Genomic DNA, 14,706 nt, shown 5'->3' with positions numbered 1-14,706 from the left:
ATTTCCGGAACTAGCGCTTCAACCGCGCCTCGATTTCCCGATCGAGCGCGTATTTCAGTTCGTCCTTGACGCCGACGGACATGGCAAGCACGTCGCGCGCCTTCAGGAAATCCATGACGCCGGTACGTCCAACGATGGGACGCAGGAAAATATGCGGTCGCAGGAGTTTGAGTTTTAGCGAAATCGCCGCCTGCATCATCAGCTGGCCGGAGCCGAAGATGCTTTCCATGCGGTTCGGGATATGGGTTCCGTCACCCTCTGGTGCACCAACGACATCGATGCCGATGACGATATCGGCGAGGTCCATCAGGCATTCGTAGGGAACGGGGTTGGCAATGCCGCCATCGATCATTACCCGGCCGTGCAACCTGACCGGCATGAAGACGGCAGGAATGGCCGATGATGCGGCGAGTGCCGGAAAAAGCTGGCCCTGTTCGATGATGACTTCGGCCTGACCGTAATAATCGGTGGTAATCACCTTCATCGGCACCAGCAGATCCTCGAAGCGCGCCGGAAGCTCCGAGGGCAGGAAGGCCTTCAGGATGCGCTCGAGATTGAACTGGCCTATCCGGATGCCCTTGGCTACGGCATCGCGCACTGTGGTCGGTCGCAGCCCCCAGATACGACTGACAACGGCAGCCCTGTTGCCGACCGTTGCCAGCGCATGTTCACGGATTTCCGAACCTGACATGCCGGCCGCCATGCCAGAGCCCATGATGGCACCGATTGAGGAGCCCGATATCGCCACCGGGCGGATGCCGAGTTCATCCAGCGTTTCGATGACGTGGATATGCGACAGGCCACGGGCACCGCCGCCGCCGAAGGCAACGGCTATCGTCGGGAGATCGCTGATCGCAGGCGATTTCGGACTGATGATTTCCGCCTGCGGCACGATCTGCCCCCACGTGCCGACTAGTGCGGCTGATACCGGAAGAAATGCACTCTGGTGTCGCCGAATATCCGGCTTTCGAGGAAAACATAGGAGGGATGCACCGAAACGGCAATATCGGAGCGCTCTTCAAGAACGGTGATCGCGCCCGGTTTCAGCCAACCGCCTTCTGCGGCAGCCGCGAGCGCCTTCTCGCCCAGTCCCTTGCCATAGGGCGGATCGGCGAAAAGCATGTCGAAAGGCTCGAGATTGCCGATGCTGCCGAGATCAGTCGCATCCCGACGCAGGATGCGCGTGCGGCCGTGCAGGCCGAGCGCATCAATGTTTTCCCAGAGAAGCGCCCTGCCCTCCACGCTGTTTTCGACAAACAGCGCATGGCGACAGCCGCGCGACACGGCTTCGAGGCCGACCGCGCCGGTGCCAGCGAAAAGATCGAGAATCCGGGTGCCATCAACGCATTCCGGATAGGCATGGCTCAGAATGTTGAACAGGCTCTCACGCGTCCGGTCCGCAGTCGGCCGGATGTCGTTGGATTTTGGTACGGCAAGCGGCCGTCCGCGAAACTCACCGCCGACGATCCGCACCGCGCGTCATTCCCTTACCTTTCGCACCACCTCTGGACGGCCCGCCACTCGGCTTGCCACCACCACCCGGCCGATCGCCCTTCGGCTTGCCGGAAAAACTCTTTGCCCCGCGGGGTTTGTCACCGGAGGGCTTTTCGCCGCGCGGACGCTCCGAACGGCCTTCGCTGCCAAAGCTTCTGGCCGGGCGCGAAGCACGTTCGCCTCCGTCCTCACGCGGGCGGTCACGTGGGGAACGCGGACGTTCTTCCCCCTCCGTGGGCGGACGACGTTCGCCACGCGGCTTATCGCCGAAAGGTTTGTCGCCGCGGGCACGCTCGGAACGACCTTCACCGCCGAAGCTTCTGGCCRGACGGGAAGCACGTTCGCCACCTTCCTCACGCGAGCGGCTGCGGAAGGGACGCGAGCCCTCTTCGCCTTCCGCGCGTGGACGACGCTCGCCACGTGGCTTGTCACCAAAGGGTCTGTCACCGCGCGGACGCTCCGAACGGGCTTCGCCGCCGAAGCTTCTGGCCGGACGGGAGGCACGTTCACCGCCATCCTCACGCGGGCGGTCACGGAAGGAACGCGGACGTTCTTCTCCCTCCGCACGCGGACGACGTTCGCCACGTGGCTTGTCACCAAAAGGCTTGTCGCCGCGAGGACGGTCGGAGCGGCCTTCGCCCCCAAAGCTTCTGGCTGGACGCGAAGAGCGCTCGCCACCCTCTTCGCGCGGACGGTCGCGGAAGGAGCGCGGACGCTCCTCGCCATCCGAACGCGGGCGACGTTCGCCACGCGGCTTATCGCCAAAGGAGCGCTTGCGGCCGAAACCTTCATCCTCATCACGCTTGGCAGGCGTGTCACTCGAGCGGATCCACTCGCCATCCTCTTCATGGACGCGATTGATCTGCGGGCGCAGCCGATCGGCTGCAGGATCGAAGCGCTGCTCCTTCACTGGCACCGTTTCACCGCGACGGCGGGCGGTCTGGACATTCTTGGCAGCCTTGGCGGCTGCCTTCTCGCCGAGCGGACGAGCACCGGGTGCCATCCACACATTGGCATTGCGGCGGCTGCCGAGCGCCGGGCGCTTCGGCCGGTCGTCTTCGCTGCGGCGGTCGTCCCTTCGATCGTCTCGGCGATCATCCCGACGGTCGTCGCGCTTGGTATCGAGGCGGCTCAACGCGCGTTCGCGCTTGTCCTCGTCGCGACGGGGACGTTCGCGGCGCTCGGGCGCCGGCTCTTCGGGCTCTTCGGCGGCAACGGCCGGGGCATTATAGAGCGGCGCATCGAAATTCGCCTTGGCATCTTCGATGAGACGCGGGCCGAGCTGGTCGCGCAACGTGCGGCCGCGTACCTCGATTACATGCCCCTCGGGCAGTTCACCAAGCTGGAAGGGGCCGTAGGAAATGCGGATCAGGCGGTTGACCTCGAGACCAAGCGCGCCGAGCACGTTTTTGATTTCGCGATTCTTGCCTTCGCGCAGGCCCATGGTGATCCAGACATTGGACCCCTGCGTGCGGTCGAGCGTCGCTTCGATCGACCCGTAAAGAACGCCGTCGACGGCGATGCCATCCTTCAGCTTGTCCAGCGCGTCCTGATCGATATCGCCATGGGCGCGCACACGGTAGCGGCGCAGCCAGCCGGTGGTCGGCAGTTCCAGCGCACGGGCCAGCCCGCCGTCATTGGTGAGCAGCAGCAGGCCTTCGGTATTGATGTCGAGACGACCGATCGACATGACGCGCGGAAGCTCTTCCGGCAGATTGTCGAAGACGGTCGGCCGTCCTTCGGGATCGGAATTCGTCGTCACGAGGCCCTGCGGCTTATGGTAGAGCCAAAGGCGCGTGCGCTCGATGCCGCGGATCGGCACGCCGTCGACTTCGATCTTGTCTTCGAGCGTAACGTTGACGACGGGCGTGTCCAGGGGCTTGCCGTTCAGCGTGACACGGCCATCCATGATCATGCGTTCGATATCGCGACGGGAGGCGACGCCAGCGCGCGCCATCACCTTGGAGATGCGTTCCGCCTTGGCGTCGCCATCCGCTTCGTTAGCTGCAGCTTTCGCGGCAGCAGCCTTCAACGGCTTCTCGCTACCGGTCTTCGGGCCGCTTTTGGACCGGGCGTCACGCGCGGGGGCCTTGGTGCCAGGGCGTTTTGGCTTGTCTTTGGGTGTCATTTGTTGTTTGCCTGCCTTTTCGGCCTGTCTATCAGGTCATGCACCTGCGGTTAAGTGGAAATTCTTGCGAACGTGAAGACAAATCGATTTATGGAGATGGCACTCGAGGAAGCACGCGCCGCCGGGGAACGCGGTGAGGTGCCGATCGGCGCCGTCGTCGTCATCGATGGCGCGGCCGTTGCCGTCTCCGGAAACCGCACGCGGGAACTCAACGACGTCACCGCCCATGCCGAGATCGCCGCCATCCGCATGGCCTCGGACAAGCTAGGCCAGGAACGGCTCGCCGGCGCCGACCTCTATGTCACCCTGGAGCCCTGCACCATGTGTGCGGCCGCCATTTCCTTCGCCCGCATCCGCAGGCTCTATTACGGGGCGGAAGACCCGAAGGGCGGCGCGGTAGATAATGGCGTGCGCTTCTACGCACAGCCGACCTGCCATCACGCGCCGGACGTCTATTCCGGGCTCAACGAGACAGAATCAGCAGATATGCTGCGGGCATTCTTTTCCGAGAAGAGAGACCTGCCGTGATCATTGCCATAGGAACCGTCATACTTCATGGGCGTTCTTGCCGCTTACGCCAACCGGACGATCGCACCTGACGTAGCAAAGCTGCCGATGCACTGGTCGCTAACGGGAAAGGTGAACTGGGCGGCGGCGCGGGCAATCGCTTTCGCCTCCATTCCGGTGCTGGCCGCCGTCGTTTTGGCCGCGATCCTGCTGAGCGGCCGGGCGGGCAATGCAGACATCACCTTGATATGCGGCGTCTTTCTGGCCTGCCAGCTTCTGCATATCACGCTGACGAAACGCTGGTTCATCACGTCGCGCCGCTAGTTTTTTTACGCAAAACCGGTGAACACTTTCGCTGGAATTGATTAAATCGCCTTATTGAAGGATCTGCCACCACTTGGTGCCGCTGTTTGCGACTGCGGCATCCTTCTTGCGCTGCTTCGCCTTCTTCTGCTCCGGCGTGCCGAGGTCATCGAGCTTGGCCGCATCGTCGACGGCGCGATATTCGGTCGGCGGATCGGAAATGTAGCGGCGCTGGTCAATATAGGCACCCTTCTGCAGGGCACGCGCTTCGCGAAAGGCCTTGGCCTGAGCTTCGGTCGTCTGGCGGCCGCCTTCGATGGCAGAGCTGGCGAGCGGCGAACGATAGCTCGGATTGTCCGAGTTTTCGTCGGCTTCCTTGACGAGACGCGTACGGGCCTCTTCCGGCGATTCAACCCACTGCGGATTGTCCTTGTTGGCGACCGTCTGCTGCGGCTGCACGAGGGTTTCCTTCTGGGCCTGCGCCGGCATGACGAGCGTCGGGCGTGGGGTGTACTTCACGCCGGTATTCTTGGGGCCAGGCCCGGTCAGCGAAACGGACTGGCCGAGGTCGTCGGCAAGCTGTTCCATGGCGGTCTTGTCGGTGCCGTAGGTCGGGCTGCTGGCGCAGCCGGACATCGTGGAGCTTGCCGCCAGAACAAGAGACAGGCAGGCGCCCAAACGGAACCAATGCGTCGCTAACATGAAAACCCTTCCCGCATGCCGGAATCAGTACTGCCCACCGGACAATCGTCCCCCTGACGCAAAAATCCGGCCATTTTCAGGCAGCTTTTACCGGATGAACGCCATAAAGGCAATTCACCCGGTAAATATCTTCAGGCATGGATGCCGAGTTCGCGAAGTGCTGCAGCGTCACGCGCCGAAACGTCGGGATAATCAGGATCGGAACCGACATCGGTGGTGATGCGCCAGGAACGCGCGCACTTCGTGCCCTCTGCAAGCGCGGGAACGACAGCGACTTCGGCTACTTCAGCCAAACGGAAGGCCTCGGCCGGGCCTGCCGCGGCCTCGATCGTGATGCCCGAGGTGATGCAGACCTCACTGAAATCCTGCCCTTGGAGCACCTTGCGCAGTTCCGCATCGGCAACATAGACGACGGGGGCCGCTTCCAGCGACGAGCCGATGCGCTTGTCCTTGCGCTCGATTTCGAGAGCGCCCGTGACGACGCTGCGGATCGCGCGGATCTGCTTCCACTTTTCGGCCAGCGCGTCGTTGCGCCACTCCTTGGCGACTGGAGCAAACTGCTCCAGATGCACGGAGACGGCCGAAGGATTGCGCGAGAGCCAGGCTTCCTCCGTCGTAAACGGCAGCATCGGCGCAAGCCAGGTCACCATGCAATCGAAGATCATGCGGATGACATAGAGCGCCGAACGGCGGCGAAGGCTGGAGGGCGCATCGCAATAGAGCGCATCCTTGCGGATATCGAAATAGAAGGCCGACAGCTCGACATTGGCAAAGTCGATCAGTGCGCGTGCGATCTTCTTGAAGTCGAAGGCGTCGTAGTTCTCGCGCACGAGCTGGTCTAGCTCGGAGAGGCGGTGCAGCATCAGCTGCTCCAGCTCCGGCAGATCTGCCAACGCGATGACCTCGCCCTTGTCATGCGCCAGCGTGCCGAGCATCCAGCGGATGGTGTTGCGCAGCTTGCGATAGGCATCGACATTGGTCTGGATGATCGTCTTGCCGACGCGCAGATCGTCCGCGTAATCGGAGGTCATGACCCAGAGGCGCAGGATGTCGGCCCCAGCATCCTTCATGACTTCCTGAGGTGCTGTGACGTTGCCCTTCGACTTCGACATCTTCTCGCCCTTCTCGTCCATGGTGAAACCATGGGTGAGGACGGCATCATAGGGCGCACGGCCGCGCGTCGCAGCCGATTCCAGCAGCGAGGAGTGGAACCAGCCGCGATGCTGGTCGGAGCCTTCGAGATAGAGATCGGCCGGCCATTTCAGGTCCGGGCGGTCTTCCAGCGTGAAGGTATGCGTCGAGCCAGAGTCGAACCAGACGTCGAGGATGTCCATGACCTGCGCCCACTTGGCCGGGTCATGCTCGTTGCCGAGGAAACGCTCCTTGGCGCCTGCGGCAAACCAGGCGTCAGCGCCTTCGGCATCGAAAGCGTCGAGGATGCGCTGGTTGACGGCATCGTCCTGCAGCACTTCGCCCTGTTCATCGACGAAGACGCAGATCGGCACGCCCCAGGCGCGCTGACGGGACAGAACCCAATCCGGGCGCTGTTCGATCATGGCGCGCAGGCGGTTCTGGCCGGCGGCGGGCACAAAGCGGGTATCGTCGATTGCCTTCAGCGCACGGGTGCGTAGCGTCGTGCCGTCCGCCAGCGTCTTGTCCATATAGACGAACCACTGCGGCGTATTGCGGAAGATCACCGGCTTCTTGGAGCGCCAGGAATGCGGATACTGATGCTTCAGGCGACCGCGGGCAAAGAGTGCGCCGCGCTCGATCAGCGCCTTGATGACACGGTCGTTGGCATCGCCCTTCTTGCCGTTATCGTCGATGACGCGCGCGCCTTCGAAGCCGGGGGCATCAGCGGTGTAGAAACCGCCGTCGTCCACCGGGAACGGGATCTTGGTGTCGATGCCACGTGCCTCGAGCGAGCGGGCAGCCGACATCCAGGCGTCAAAGTCCTCACGGCCATGGCTCGGCGCGGTGTGGACGAAACCGGTACCGGCGTCATCGGTGACATGGTCGCCATCGAGCAAAGGCACGACGAATTCATAGCCGCCTCCGAGACCCTTCAGCGGATGCGCGCAGGCGATGCCGGCGAGATCTTCGACCGAGACGTCGGCGTGCCGCTTGTATTGCAGCTTTGCCTTGGCGAAGGATTCTTCAGCGAGCTTGTCGGCAAAGATCAGCTTCTCGCCCGGACGCGGACCAAAATCGTTCTCGGCAGCCGTCACTTCGTAAAGGCCGTAAGCAACACGCGAGGAATAGGCGATTGCCCGGTTGCCGGGGATCGTCCAGGGCGTGGTGGTCCAGATGACGACGAAGGCATCCTTGACACCAGCAGGGCCTTCCGCGACCGGGAACTTCACCCAGATCGTGTCGCTCTCGTAGTCGTGGTATTCGACTTCGGCTTCCGCGAGCGCAGTGCGCTCGACGACCGACCACATGATCGGCTTGGAGCCGCGATAAAGCTGGCCGCTCCTGGCGATCTTCAGCAGTTCGCCGGCGATGCGGCTTTCCGCATGGAAGTTCATCGTCAGGTACGGGTTTTCGAAATCGCCGACGATACCGAGACGCTGGAATTCGGCACCCTGGATGGCGATCCACTTTTCGGCATAGGCGCGGCATTCGCGGCGGAATTCGATCATCGCCGAGGGCTCGGTCAGGTCAGGCTTGGCCTTGCCCTTGGCGCGATAGTTCTCTTCCTCGATCTTCCATTCGATCGGCAGGCCGTGGCAGTCCCAGCCGGGAACGTAGTTGGAGTCGTAGCCGCGCATCTGGAAGGAGCGGGTGATGACGTCCTTGAGGATCTTGTTCAGCGCGTGGCCGATATGGATGTTGCCGTTGGCATAGGGCGGGCCGTCGTGCAGGACGAATTTTTCGCGGCCGGCGGCCGAGGCACGCAGTTTCTTGTAGAGATCCATCTGCTGCCAGCGGGCAACGAGTTCCGGCTCCTTCTGCGGCAGGCCGGCGCGCATGGGGAAATCCGTCTCGGGCAGATAGAGGGTCTTCGAGTAATCGATCTTTTCGGCTGTTTCGGTCATGTGTAACAATCGCTTCTGGCGGCCCGACAAGGGCTCGCGGATATGAAATCTGTGGTGACGGAAAGCGCTTGCTCAATCCAAGCGCCGAAAACCCGGACCTTCCGGCCGCTCAGCGCGCGCGGAAGACCGGGCCGATAATTCGTATCGAATGCGCCAGCCGGAATTTACTCATCGGGCCGGTTCATAAGCGCTTTTCAGCGGAAAAGGAAGAGGGATTTCGGACCCGCAACCTCGTGAAAAGCCGCAACCCGAATGCCTTCCGCATCAAAAAACGAACGGTAGGCATCCATGGCTACGGTTTTGCTACTCCCAATGCAAAAAATCCAAAACCCCTGTCGAATTCCCCTTTGTCCGAACGTCTTTGACACACGGGCAGCGAAAATTCATCATGCCGATCAAACCCGCCCGCAAGGAGTGATGAGGATATGAGCAGTTCCTATCGTTGGGTTATCGTCGCGGCCGGCGCACTGATGACGTGCGTGGCGCTCGGCGCCATGTTTTCGCTCGCCATCTTCCAGCAGCCGATCGCCGATGCCACCGGCTGGTCGCATGCCGGCATTGCCAGCGCCATGACGCTGAATTTCATCGTCATGGGTATCGGCGGCTTCTTCTGGGGCGCGGCCAGCGATCGCTACGGGCCGCGCCCTGTCGTGCTGATCGGCTCCGTCATTCTCGGGCTGGCACTGGTTCTCGCCAGCCGGGCGGAAACGCTCTTACAGTTCCAGTTGACCTATGGCGTGCTTGTCGGCCTCTCGGCCAGCGCCTTCTTCGCGCCGATGATCGCAGCGACCACGGAGTGGTTCGACGAGAACCGCGGCCTTGCCGTATCGCTGGTTTCAGCGGGCATGGGTGTTGCACCGATGACGATTTCGCCCTTCGCACGCTGGCTCATTACCGCCTATGAATGGCGACCGGCGATGATGATCATCGGCATCGGTGCGCTCATCCTGATGATCCCCGCGGCCCTGCTTGTGCGCCGCCGGCCCTCACCGCCCCAGGATACGCATGAGGTCATCGTCTCAACCGATGGCGGAACTCCAAATCTGTGGAAGGTTTTCCGCTCGCCGCAGTTCATCGTTCTCGGGCTTACCTTCTTTGCCTGCTGTGCTGCCCATTCCGGGCCGATCTTCCATATGGTGAGCTACGCGACACTCTGTGGCGTAGCTCCTATGGCTGCCGTCAGCATCTATAGCGTCGAGGGCCTGGCCGGTCTCGGCGGTCGCCTGGTCTACGGCACGCTGGCGGACCGGATCGGCGTGAAGCCGGTCATCATCGCGGGCTTGCTGGTGCAAGCGGCAGCCCTTGCCACCTATCTTGCCGTCAGCAAGCTCGGGGAGTTCTATGCACTCGCCGTGATCTTCGGCAGCGCCTATGGCGGGGTGATGCCGCTCTATGCGGTGCTTGCACGTGAATATTTCGGCCCGCGCATCATCGGCACGGTGTTCGGGGCGGCGACGATGCTATCCAGCATCGGCATGGCCTTCGGACCGCTGATCGGCGGCTGGATCTACGATAGCTATGCCAACTACTCGTGGCTCTTCATCGGCTCCGCGTTGGTTGGGCTCGGTGCGGCAGGCATTGCACTCGCCTTTCCACCACTCCCGCGCCAGAAGGCTCAGCCAGCGCTCGGCACGGCCTGAGCATGACCTTGTTATTATGCAATTCCGGACGCAAAACCGCTATGCACTTGCTGGAATTGCTCAGTCGAAACAGAGCTTCCGATCCAGCTCGCCGAGCGGCCGGACGCCTGACAGAAGCGCCCTCGCCTCCTCCTCGTCGCGCTTGATCTGCGCGACGAGCGGATCAAGCCCGTCGAACCTCAGTTCGGGACGCAGATGGCCGAAGAAGGACACCGAACAGGTCTGGCCGTAGAGATCGCCGCTGAAATCGAAGAGATAGGTTTCGAGCAGCGGCGCGCCGTTTTCCGTCACCGTTGGGCGGCGGCCATAGCTCGCCACCGCATTATGGAGCTTGCCGTTTTCGAGGCGGAAGCGGACGGCATAGATGCCTGCTGCAAGCTCCGCCTCTGGCGGCAGCCGCATGTTGGCGGTCGGAAAGCCAAGCTGACGGCCGAGCTTCTCGCCGTCAATGACCTTCGACTGCACGGTATAGCGATAGCCGAGCATGGCGGCGACCGAGGAGACATCGCCTTCCTTCAGCAGCGCACGAATATGACTCGAGGAGACGACGTCGGTATTCTCGTCGCGGAACGCGTCGATCAGAGTGACGCCGAACCCATATCTGTTGCCGGCGTCCATCAGAAAGGCAGGCCCACCCTCGCGGCCGCGGCCGAAATGGAAATCGAAGCCGGTCACCACCTCGGACGCGCCGAGCCAGTCCTTCAGGATGGAGTGGATGAACTCTTCCGCCGAGCGCTGGGAAAATTCGTAATCGAAAGGATATTCGATGACCGCGTTGAAGCCCAGCTCTTCCAGGATGCGCGCCTTGAGTGGCGCGGGTGTCAGCCGGAAGACCGGCGCATCCGGCTTGAAGACGGTGCGCGGATGCGGCTCGAAGGTCAGCACGAGAGCCGGCACCCCGCGCGCGCTGGCAATATCGAGCGCCCGGTTCAGCACCGACTGATGGCCGCGATGAACGCCATCGAAATTGCCGATGGCGATGACGCCGCCCTTCAAATGCTCGGGCAGCGGATCGCGGGTTTCATTGCGGTGGAAAACGGTCATCGGCTTGTTTTCTCTTATGCGAGGCGCGGCATCCACCACTTGGGTGCGGCTTTTTCCCGTTGGAGATAGGCGTTGAGGATCGCCTCGTCGGTTTCGCCGTTCAACGTATATTCCTTCGCGTGGATACCACCGCTGATGTAGAGAAGGTCGAGCCCATAATTCAAGGCGCCGCGGACATCCGTCGGCATGCCGTCGCCGATCGCCAACACGCGATCGATGGGGAAATCGCCGCGGACCTCGCGGGCAGCGACAAGCGTCGCCTCATAGATCGGCCGGTGCGGTTTTCCGGCAATGCGGGTGGAACCGCCGAGTTGTTCATAATAGGCGGCCATGGCACCGGCGCAGGGAATGATGCGGTGACCGCGCTCGACGACGAGATCGGGATTGGCGCAGATCATCGGCACGTTGCGAGCTTTGAAGTCCAGCAGTATGTCCGTGTAGTCCTCGGGCGTCTGCGTCTCGTCGTCGAAAAAGCCGGTACAGACAACGGAGGTGGCTTCGCCGGCAGCGGCGCGCTCGATATCGAGGCCTTCAAGGAGCGGGCTGTCGCGCTCGGGGCCGAGCAGGAAGACCTTGCGCGGACCTTCGGCAATCAGCGTACGCGTGACATCGCCCGAGGTGACGATGCGGTCATAGGCGCTGTCGGGCACGCCGATCTGGCGCAGCTGCTCGACGACCTGCCAGGAGACGCGCGGCGAATTAGTGATGAGAACGACGGTCAGGCCGGCCGCACGGGCTGCCTCCAGCGCCTCGCCCGCCTTCGGAAACGGATCGACGCCGTTATGGACGACGCCCCAGACATCACAGAGCACCACATCGTATCGATCGGTGATCTCGGAGAAGTTCGCAATCCGCTTTGCCATTCCGCTTTCCTGCTTCGCTTTCGGTCACCGGTGACATTGCAAAGGCGGGCTTCGATGGCAAGGCATTTCTACGTCAAGCGAAGAACGCCGCGAGCCACAGAAGCCAAGGCTCTTCACCATCTAACCTTGGAGCGGAACAGCGTGACGGAGGATGGCGAGCACTGCAGGACCAAGCGCGCGCCATCCCGACCAGCGCTGTGAGAAAGATGGACCAGCCGCGGCTCGGTAACGACGTCGGACAAATCCCGCCATCTCCACAATTCCGGCACAAAAATCCGTGAGGGCTCTTCTTGACTCCTTCTGGAGCCATCCCTAAATGCACGGCGCTAGCACTCACAGGAGTTGAGTGCTAACATCTCCATTGTGGGCCACCCCGGTCCGCGAATGTCATTTGATCGAGGGATTAGACAATGGCAAGCACCAATTTCCGCCCGCTTCACGATCGCGTCGTCGTTCGCCGCGTTGAATCCGAAGCCAAGACCAAGGGTGGCATCATCATCCCGGACACCGCCAAGGAAAAGCCGCAGGAAGGCGAAATCGTCGCCGTCGGCTCCGGCGCTCGTGACGAATCCGGCAAGGTCGTTCCGCTGGACGTCAAGGCCGGCGACCGCATTCTGTTCGGCAAGTGGTCGGGCACCGAAGTCAAGATCGACGGCGAAGACCTTCTCATCATGAAGGAAGCCGACATCATGGGCATCATCGGCTAATCAGCCGGATGTCTTTCACCTGTAATCGCTGACACCCCTTTTCAGGAGTTCTCAAAATGGCAGCTAAAGAAGTAAAATTCGGCCGCAGCGCGCGCGAAAAGATGCTGCGCGGCGTCGATATCCTCGCTGACGCAGTGAAGGTCACGCTTGGTCCGAAGGGCCGTAACGTCGTTATCGACAAGTCCTTCGGCGCTCCGCGCATCACCAAGGACGGTGTTTCGGTCGCCAAGGAAATCGAACTCGAAGACAAGTTCGAAAACATGGGCGCCCAGATGGTCCGCGAAGTTGCTTCGAAGACCAACGACGTTGCCGGCGACGGCACGACGACCGCCACGGTTCTTGCACAGGCCATCGTTCGCGAAGGCAACAAGGCTGTAGCAGCCGGCATGAACCCGATGGACCTGAAGCGCGGCATCGACCTCGCTGTTGCTGAAGTCGTCAAGGATCTCCAGGCCAAGGCCAAGAAGATCTCCACGTCGGAAGAAGTTGCACAGGTCGGCACGATCTCCGCAAACGGCGACAAGCAGGTCGGTCTCGACATTGCTGAAGCCATGCAGAAGGTTGGCAACGAAGGCGTCATCACCGTCGAAGAAGCCAAGACCGCTGAAACCGAGCTCGAAGTCGTCGAAGGCATGCAGTTCGACCGCGGCTACCTGAGCCCGTACTTCGTCACCAACCCGGAAAAGATGGTTGCTGACCTCGAAGACGCTTTCATCCTGCTGCACGAAAAGAAGCTCTCGAACCTGCAGTCCATGCTCCCGGTTCTCGAAGCTGTCGTTCAGACCGGCAAGCCGCTCCTCATCATCGCTGAAGACGTCGAAGGCGAAGCTCTTGCTACGCTCGTCGTCAACAAGCTGCGCGGCGGCCTGAAGATCGCTGCTGTCAAGGCTCCGGGCTTCGGCGACCGCCGCAAGGCCATGCTGGAAGACATCGCCATCCTGACGGGCGGCACTGTCATTTCCGAAGACCTTGGCATCAAGCTTGAGTCTGTCACCCTCGACATGCTCGGCCGTACCAAGAAGGTTTCGATCTCCAAGGAAAACACCACGATCGTCGACGGCGCTGGCGCCAAGTCCGACATCGAAGGCCGTGTTGCCCAGATCAAGGCTCAGATCGAAGAAACCACCTCCGACTACGACCGCGAAAAGCTGCAGGAACGTCTTGCCAAGCTCGCTGGCGGCGTTGCCGTTATCCGCGTCGGCGGCTCGACGGAAATCGAAGTGAAGGAAARGAAGGACCGCATCGACGACGCTCTCAACGCGACGCGCGCTGCTGTTCAGGAAGGCATCGTCCCGGGCGGCGGTATCGCTCTCCTGCGCTCTTCCACGAAGATCACTGTCAAGGGTGAAAACCAGGATCAGGAAGCCGGCGTCAACATCGTTCGCCGCGCTCTGCAGTCTCTGGTTCGCCAGATCGCAGAAAACGCTGGTGACGAAGCTTCGATCGTTGTCGGCAAGGTTCTCGACAAGAACGAAGACAACTACGGCTACAATGCCCAGACGTCCGAGTATGGCGACATGATCGCCATGGGCATCGTCGACCCGCTCAAGGTTGTCCGTACGGCTCTGCAGAACGCAGCTTCGGTTGCCTCGCTGCTGATCACCACGGAAGCCATGATCGCCGAGCTGCCGAAGAAGGACGCTCCGGCAATGCCTGGTGGCATGGGCGGCATGGGCGGTATGGACATGATGTGATAGGCCAACGGCCTTTCACAGCATCGTCCGTAAAGCCGCCCATCATCCAAAGTGGTTCAGCGCGTCAAGCGCGCTGAACAGGCGGTATGGACATGATGTGATAGGCGAAAGCCGTCACTGACATCCATTCCGGTCTCCGGAACAGGAAGGGCGGTCTTCGGGCCGCCCTTTTCTTTATTCAGGCGATTCGAAAATATTTTATTTAACAGGATGCTTAAACGTTCAATCAACCAATCGGAAAGCCCGGTTTTCGTGCGAGGCTTTCGCGAAACTTGCGTGCCATGTATTTTTTCGGCCAGGGAAATTCGGTCTCCCAGCAGCCTAAATTATGAGAATTGCATGCTATGGTATGCGTGGAACCGTTTCCACAACGCATAAATGAGACTTTTCGTCACCCGACTAATCGGATAACGCGCAAATCCGCTCAAAATCCTGATCATAACGTCAGCCTAACGCCCCGCAAAAAGGCGTTGCCGTTTGCGCAGAAGCTCCTATAAATCCGCGCTGCAATTGACGTTCGCCCGGAGCAAATCTCGCCGCAGACGAGACCGGACCGCGCCAACGGCCATGCGTGAACATTCGGGCT

13 protein-coding genes are annotated in these 14,706 nt (G+C 61.4%); 6 read left to right on the top strand and 7 right to left on the bottom strand.

Going from position 1 to position 14,706, the window contains the following annotated elements; translation table 11 throughout:
- Positions 1 to 10: 10 nt before the first annotated feature.
- Genes AC1D35_RS09720 through AC1D35_RS09710 form a run of 3 tightly spaced genes read right to left on the bottom strand, consistent with a single transcriptional unit; the run spans position 11 to position 3,622 of the window.
- Complete coding sequence (locus AC1D35_RS09720) at positions 11 to 892, bottom strand: patatin-like phospholipase family protein (RefSeq protein WP_113295135.1); 882 nt, start codon at positions 890 to 892, stop codon at positions 11 to 13.
- 20 nt (positions 893 to 912) lie between these two features.
- The gene (gene rsmD / locus AC1D35_RS09715) at positions 913 to 1,473 is read right to left on the bottom strand and encodes a 16S rRNA (guanine(966)-N(2))-methyltransferase RsmD (RefSeq protein ID WP_113308179.1); all 561 of its coding nucleotides are present in this window, start codon (positions 1,471 to 1,473) and stop codon (positions 913 to 915) included.
- Complete coding sequence (locus tag AC1D35_RS09710; protein ID WP_477938556.1) at positions 1,454 to 3,622, bottom strand: pseudouridine synthase; 2,169 nt, start codon at positions 3,620 to 3,622, stop codon at positions 1,454 to 1,456. The genes rsmD and AC1D35_RS09710 overlap by 20 nt, the downstream gene beginning before the upstream one ends.
- Positions 3,623 to 3,712: 90 nt before the next feature.
- On the opposite strand from AC1D35_RS09710, the gene AC1D35_RS09705 reads away from it, so the two are divergent.
- Positions 3,713 to 4,150, top strand: coding sequence for a nucleoside deaminase (locus AC1D35_RS09705; RefSeq protein WP_113295132.1), 438 nt, complete (start codon positions 3,713 to 3,715; stop codon positions 4,148 to 4,150).
- 27 nt (positions 4,151 to 4,177) lie between these two features.
- Positions 4,178 to 4,453, top strand: coding sequence for a hypothetical protein (locus AC1D35_RS09700; protein WP_113308177.1), 276 nt, complete (start codon positions 4,178 to 4,180; stop codon positions 4,451 to 4,453).
- A gap of 51 nt (positions 4,454 to 4,504) precedes the next feature.
- Here the strand turns inward: AC1D35_RS09700 and AC1D35_RS09695 are convergent, their stop codons facing one another.
- Both AC1D35_RS09695 and ileS read right to left on the bottom strand, forming a co-directional pair.
- Positions 4,505 to 5,134, bottom strand: a complete 630-nt coding sequence (locus AC1D35_RS09695; RefSeq protein WP_113295130.1) for a hypothetical protein — start codon at positions 5,132 to 5,134, stop codon at positions 4,505 to 4,507.
- A gap of 131 nt (positions 5,135 to 5,265) precedes the next feature.
- Positions 5,266 to 8,172, bottom strand: coding sequence for an isoleucine--tRNA ligase (gene ileS / locus AC1D35_RS09690; RefSeq protein WP_113308176.1), 2,907 nt, complete (start codon positions 8,170 to 8,172; stop codon positions 5,266 to 5,268).
- Positions 8,173 to 8,240: 68 nt separating this feature from the next.
- Here ileS and AC1D35_RS09685 point away from each other — a divergent pair, with 68 nt between their 5' ends.
- Positions 8,241 to 8,537: a hypothetical protein gene (locus tag AC1D35_RS09685; protein ID WP_162747013.1), complete on the top strand. Its 297-nt coding sequence runs from the start codon at positions 8,241 to 8,243 to the stop codon at positions 8,535 to 8,537.
- Positions 8,538 to 8,597: 60 nt separating this feature from the next.
- Positions 8,598 to 9,812 (top strand): MFS transporter, encoded by a 1,215-nt coding sequence (locus AC1D35_RS09680; RefSeq protein ID WP_113308175.1) that lies wholly within the window; start codon positions 8,598 to 8,600, stop codon positions 9,810 to 9,812.
- A 60-nt stretch (positions 9,813 to 9,872) separates the two neighbouring features.
- Here AC1D35_RS09680 and AC1D35_RS09675 read toward each other — a convergent pair whose 3' ends face one another.
- Positions 9,873 to 10,856, bottom strand: a complete 984-nt coding sequence (locus AC1D35_RS09675; RefSeq protein ID WP_113308206.1) for a bifunctional riboflavin kinase/FAD synthetase — start codon at positions 10,854 to 10,856, stop codon at positions 9,873 to 9,875.
- Positions 10,857 to 10,870: 14 nt separating this feature from the next.
- Complete coding sequence (locus AC1D35_RS09670; RefSeq protein WP_113308174.1) at positions 10,871 to 11,719, bottom strand: TIGR01459 family HAD-type hydrolase; 849 nt, start codon at positions 11,717 to 11,719, stop codon at positions 10,871 to 10,873.
- A 410-nt stretch (positions 11,720 to 12,129) separates the two neighbouring features.
- On the opposite strand from AC1D35_RS09670, the gene groES reads away from it, so the two are divergent.
- Both groES and groL read left to right on the top strand, forming a co-directional pair.
- A complete protein-coding gene (gene groES, locus AC1D35_RS09665) occupies positions 12,130 to 12,426 on the top strand; it encodes a co-chaperone GroES (RefSeq protein ID WP_007814205.1) in 297 nt (98 codons plus the stop codon).
- 56 nt (positions 12,427 to 12,482) lie between these two features.
- A complete protein-coding gene (groL, locus tag AC1D35_RS09660; RefSeq protein WP_477938555.1) occupies positions 12,483 to 14,120 on the top strand; it encodes a chaperonin GroEL in 1,638 nt (545 codons plus the stop codon).
- The last annotated feature ends 586 nt before the right edge of the window (positions 14,121 to 14,706 follow it).

The organism is Rhizobium sp. P1_E6 (assembly GCF_056405875.1).
The sequence above is the reverse complement of the archived record's forward strand: the minus strand, read 5'-3'. Positions and strand labels throughout refer to the sequence as shown.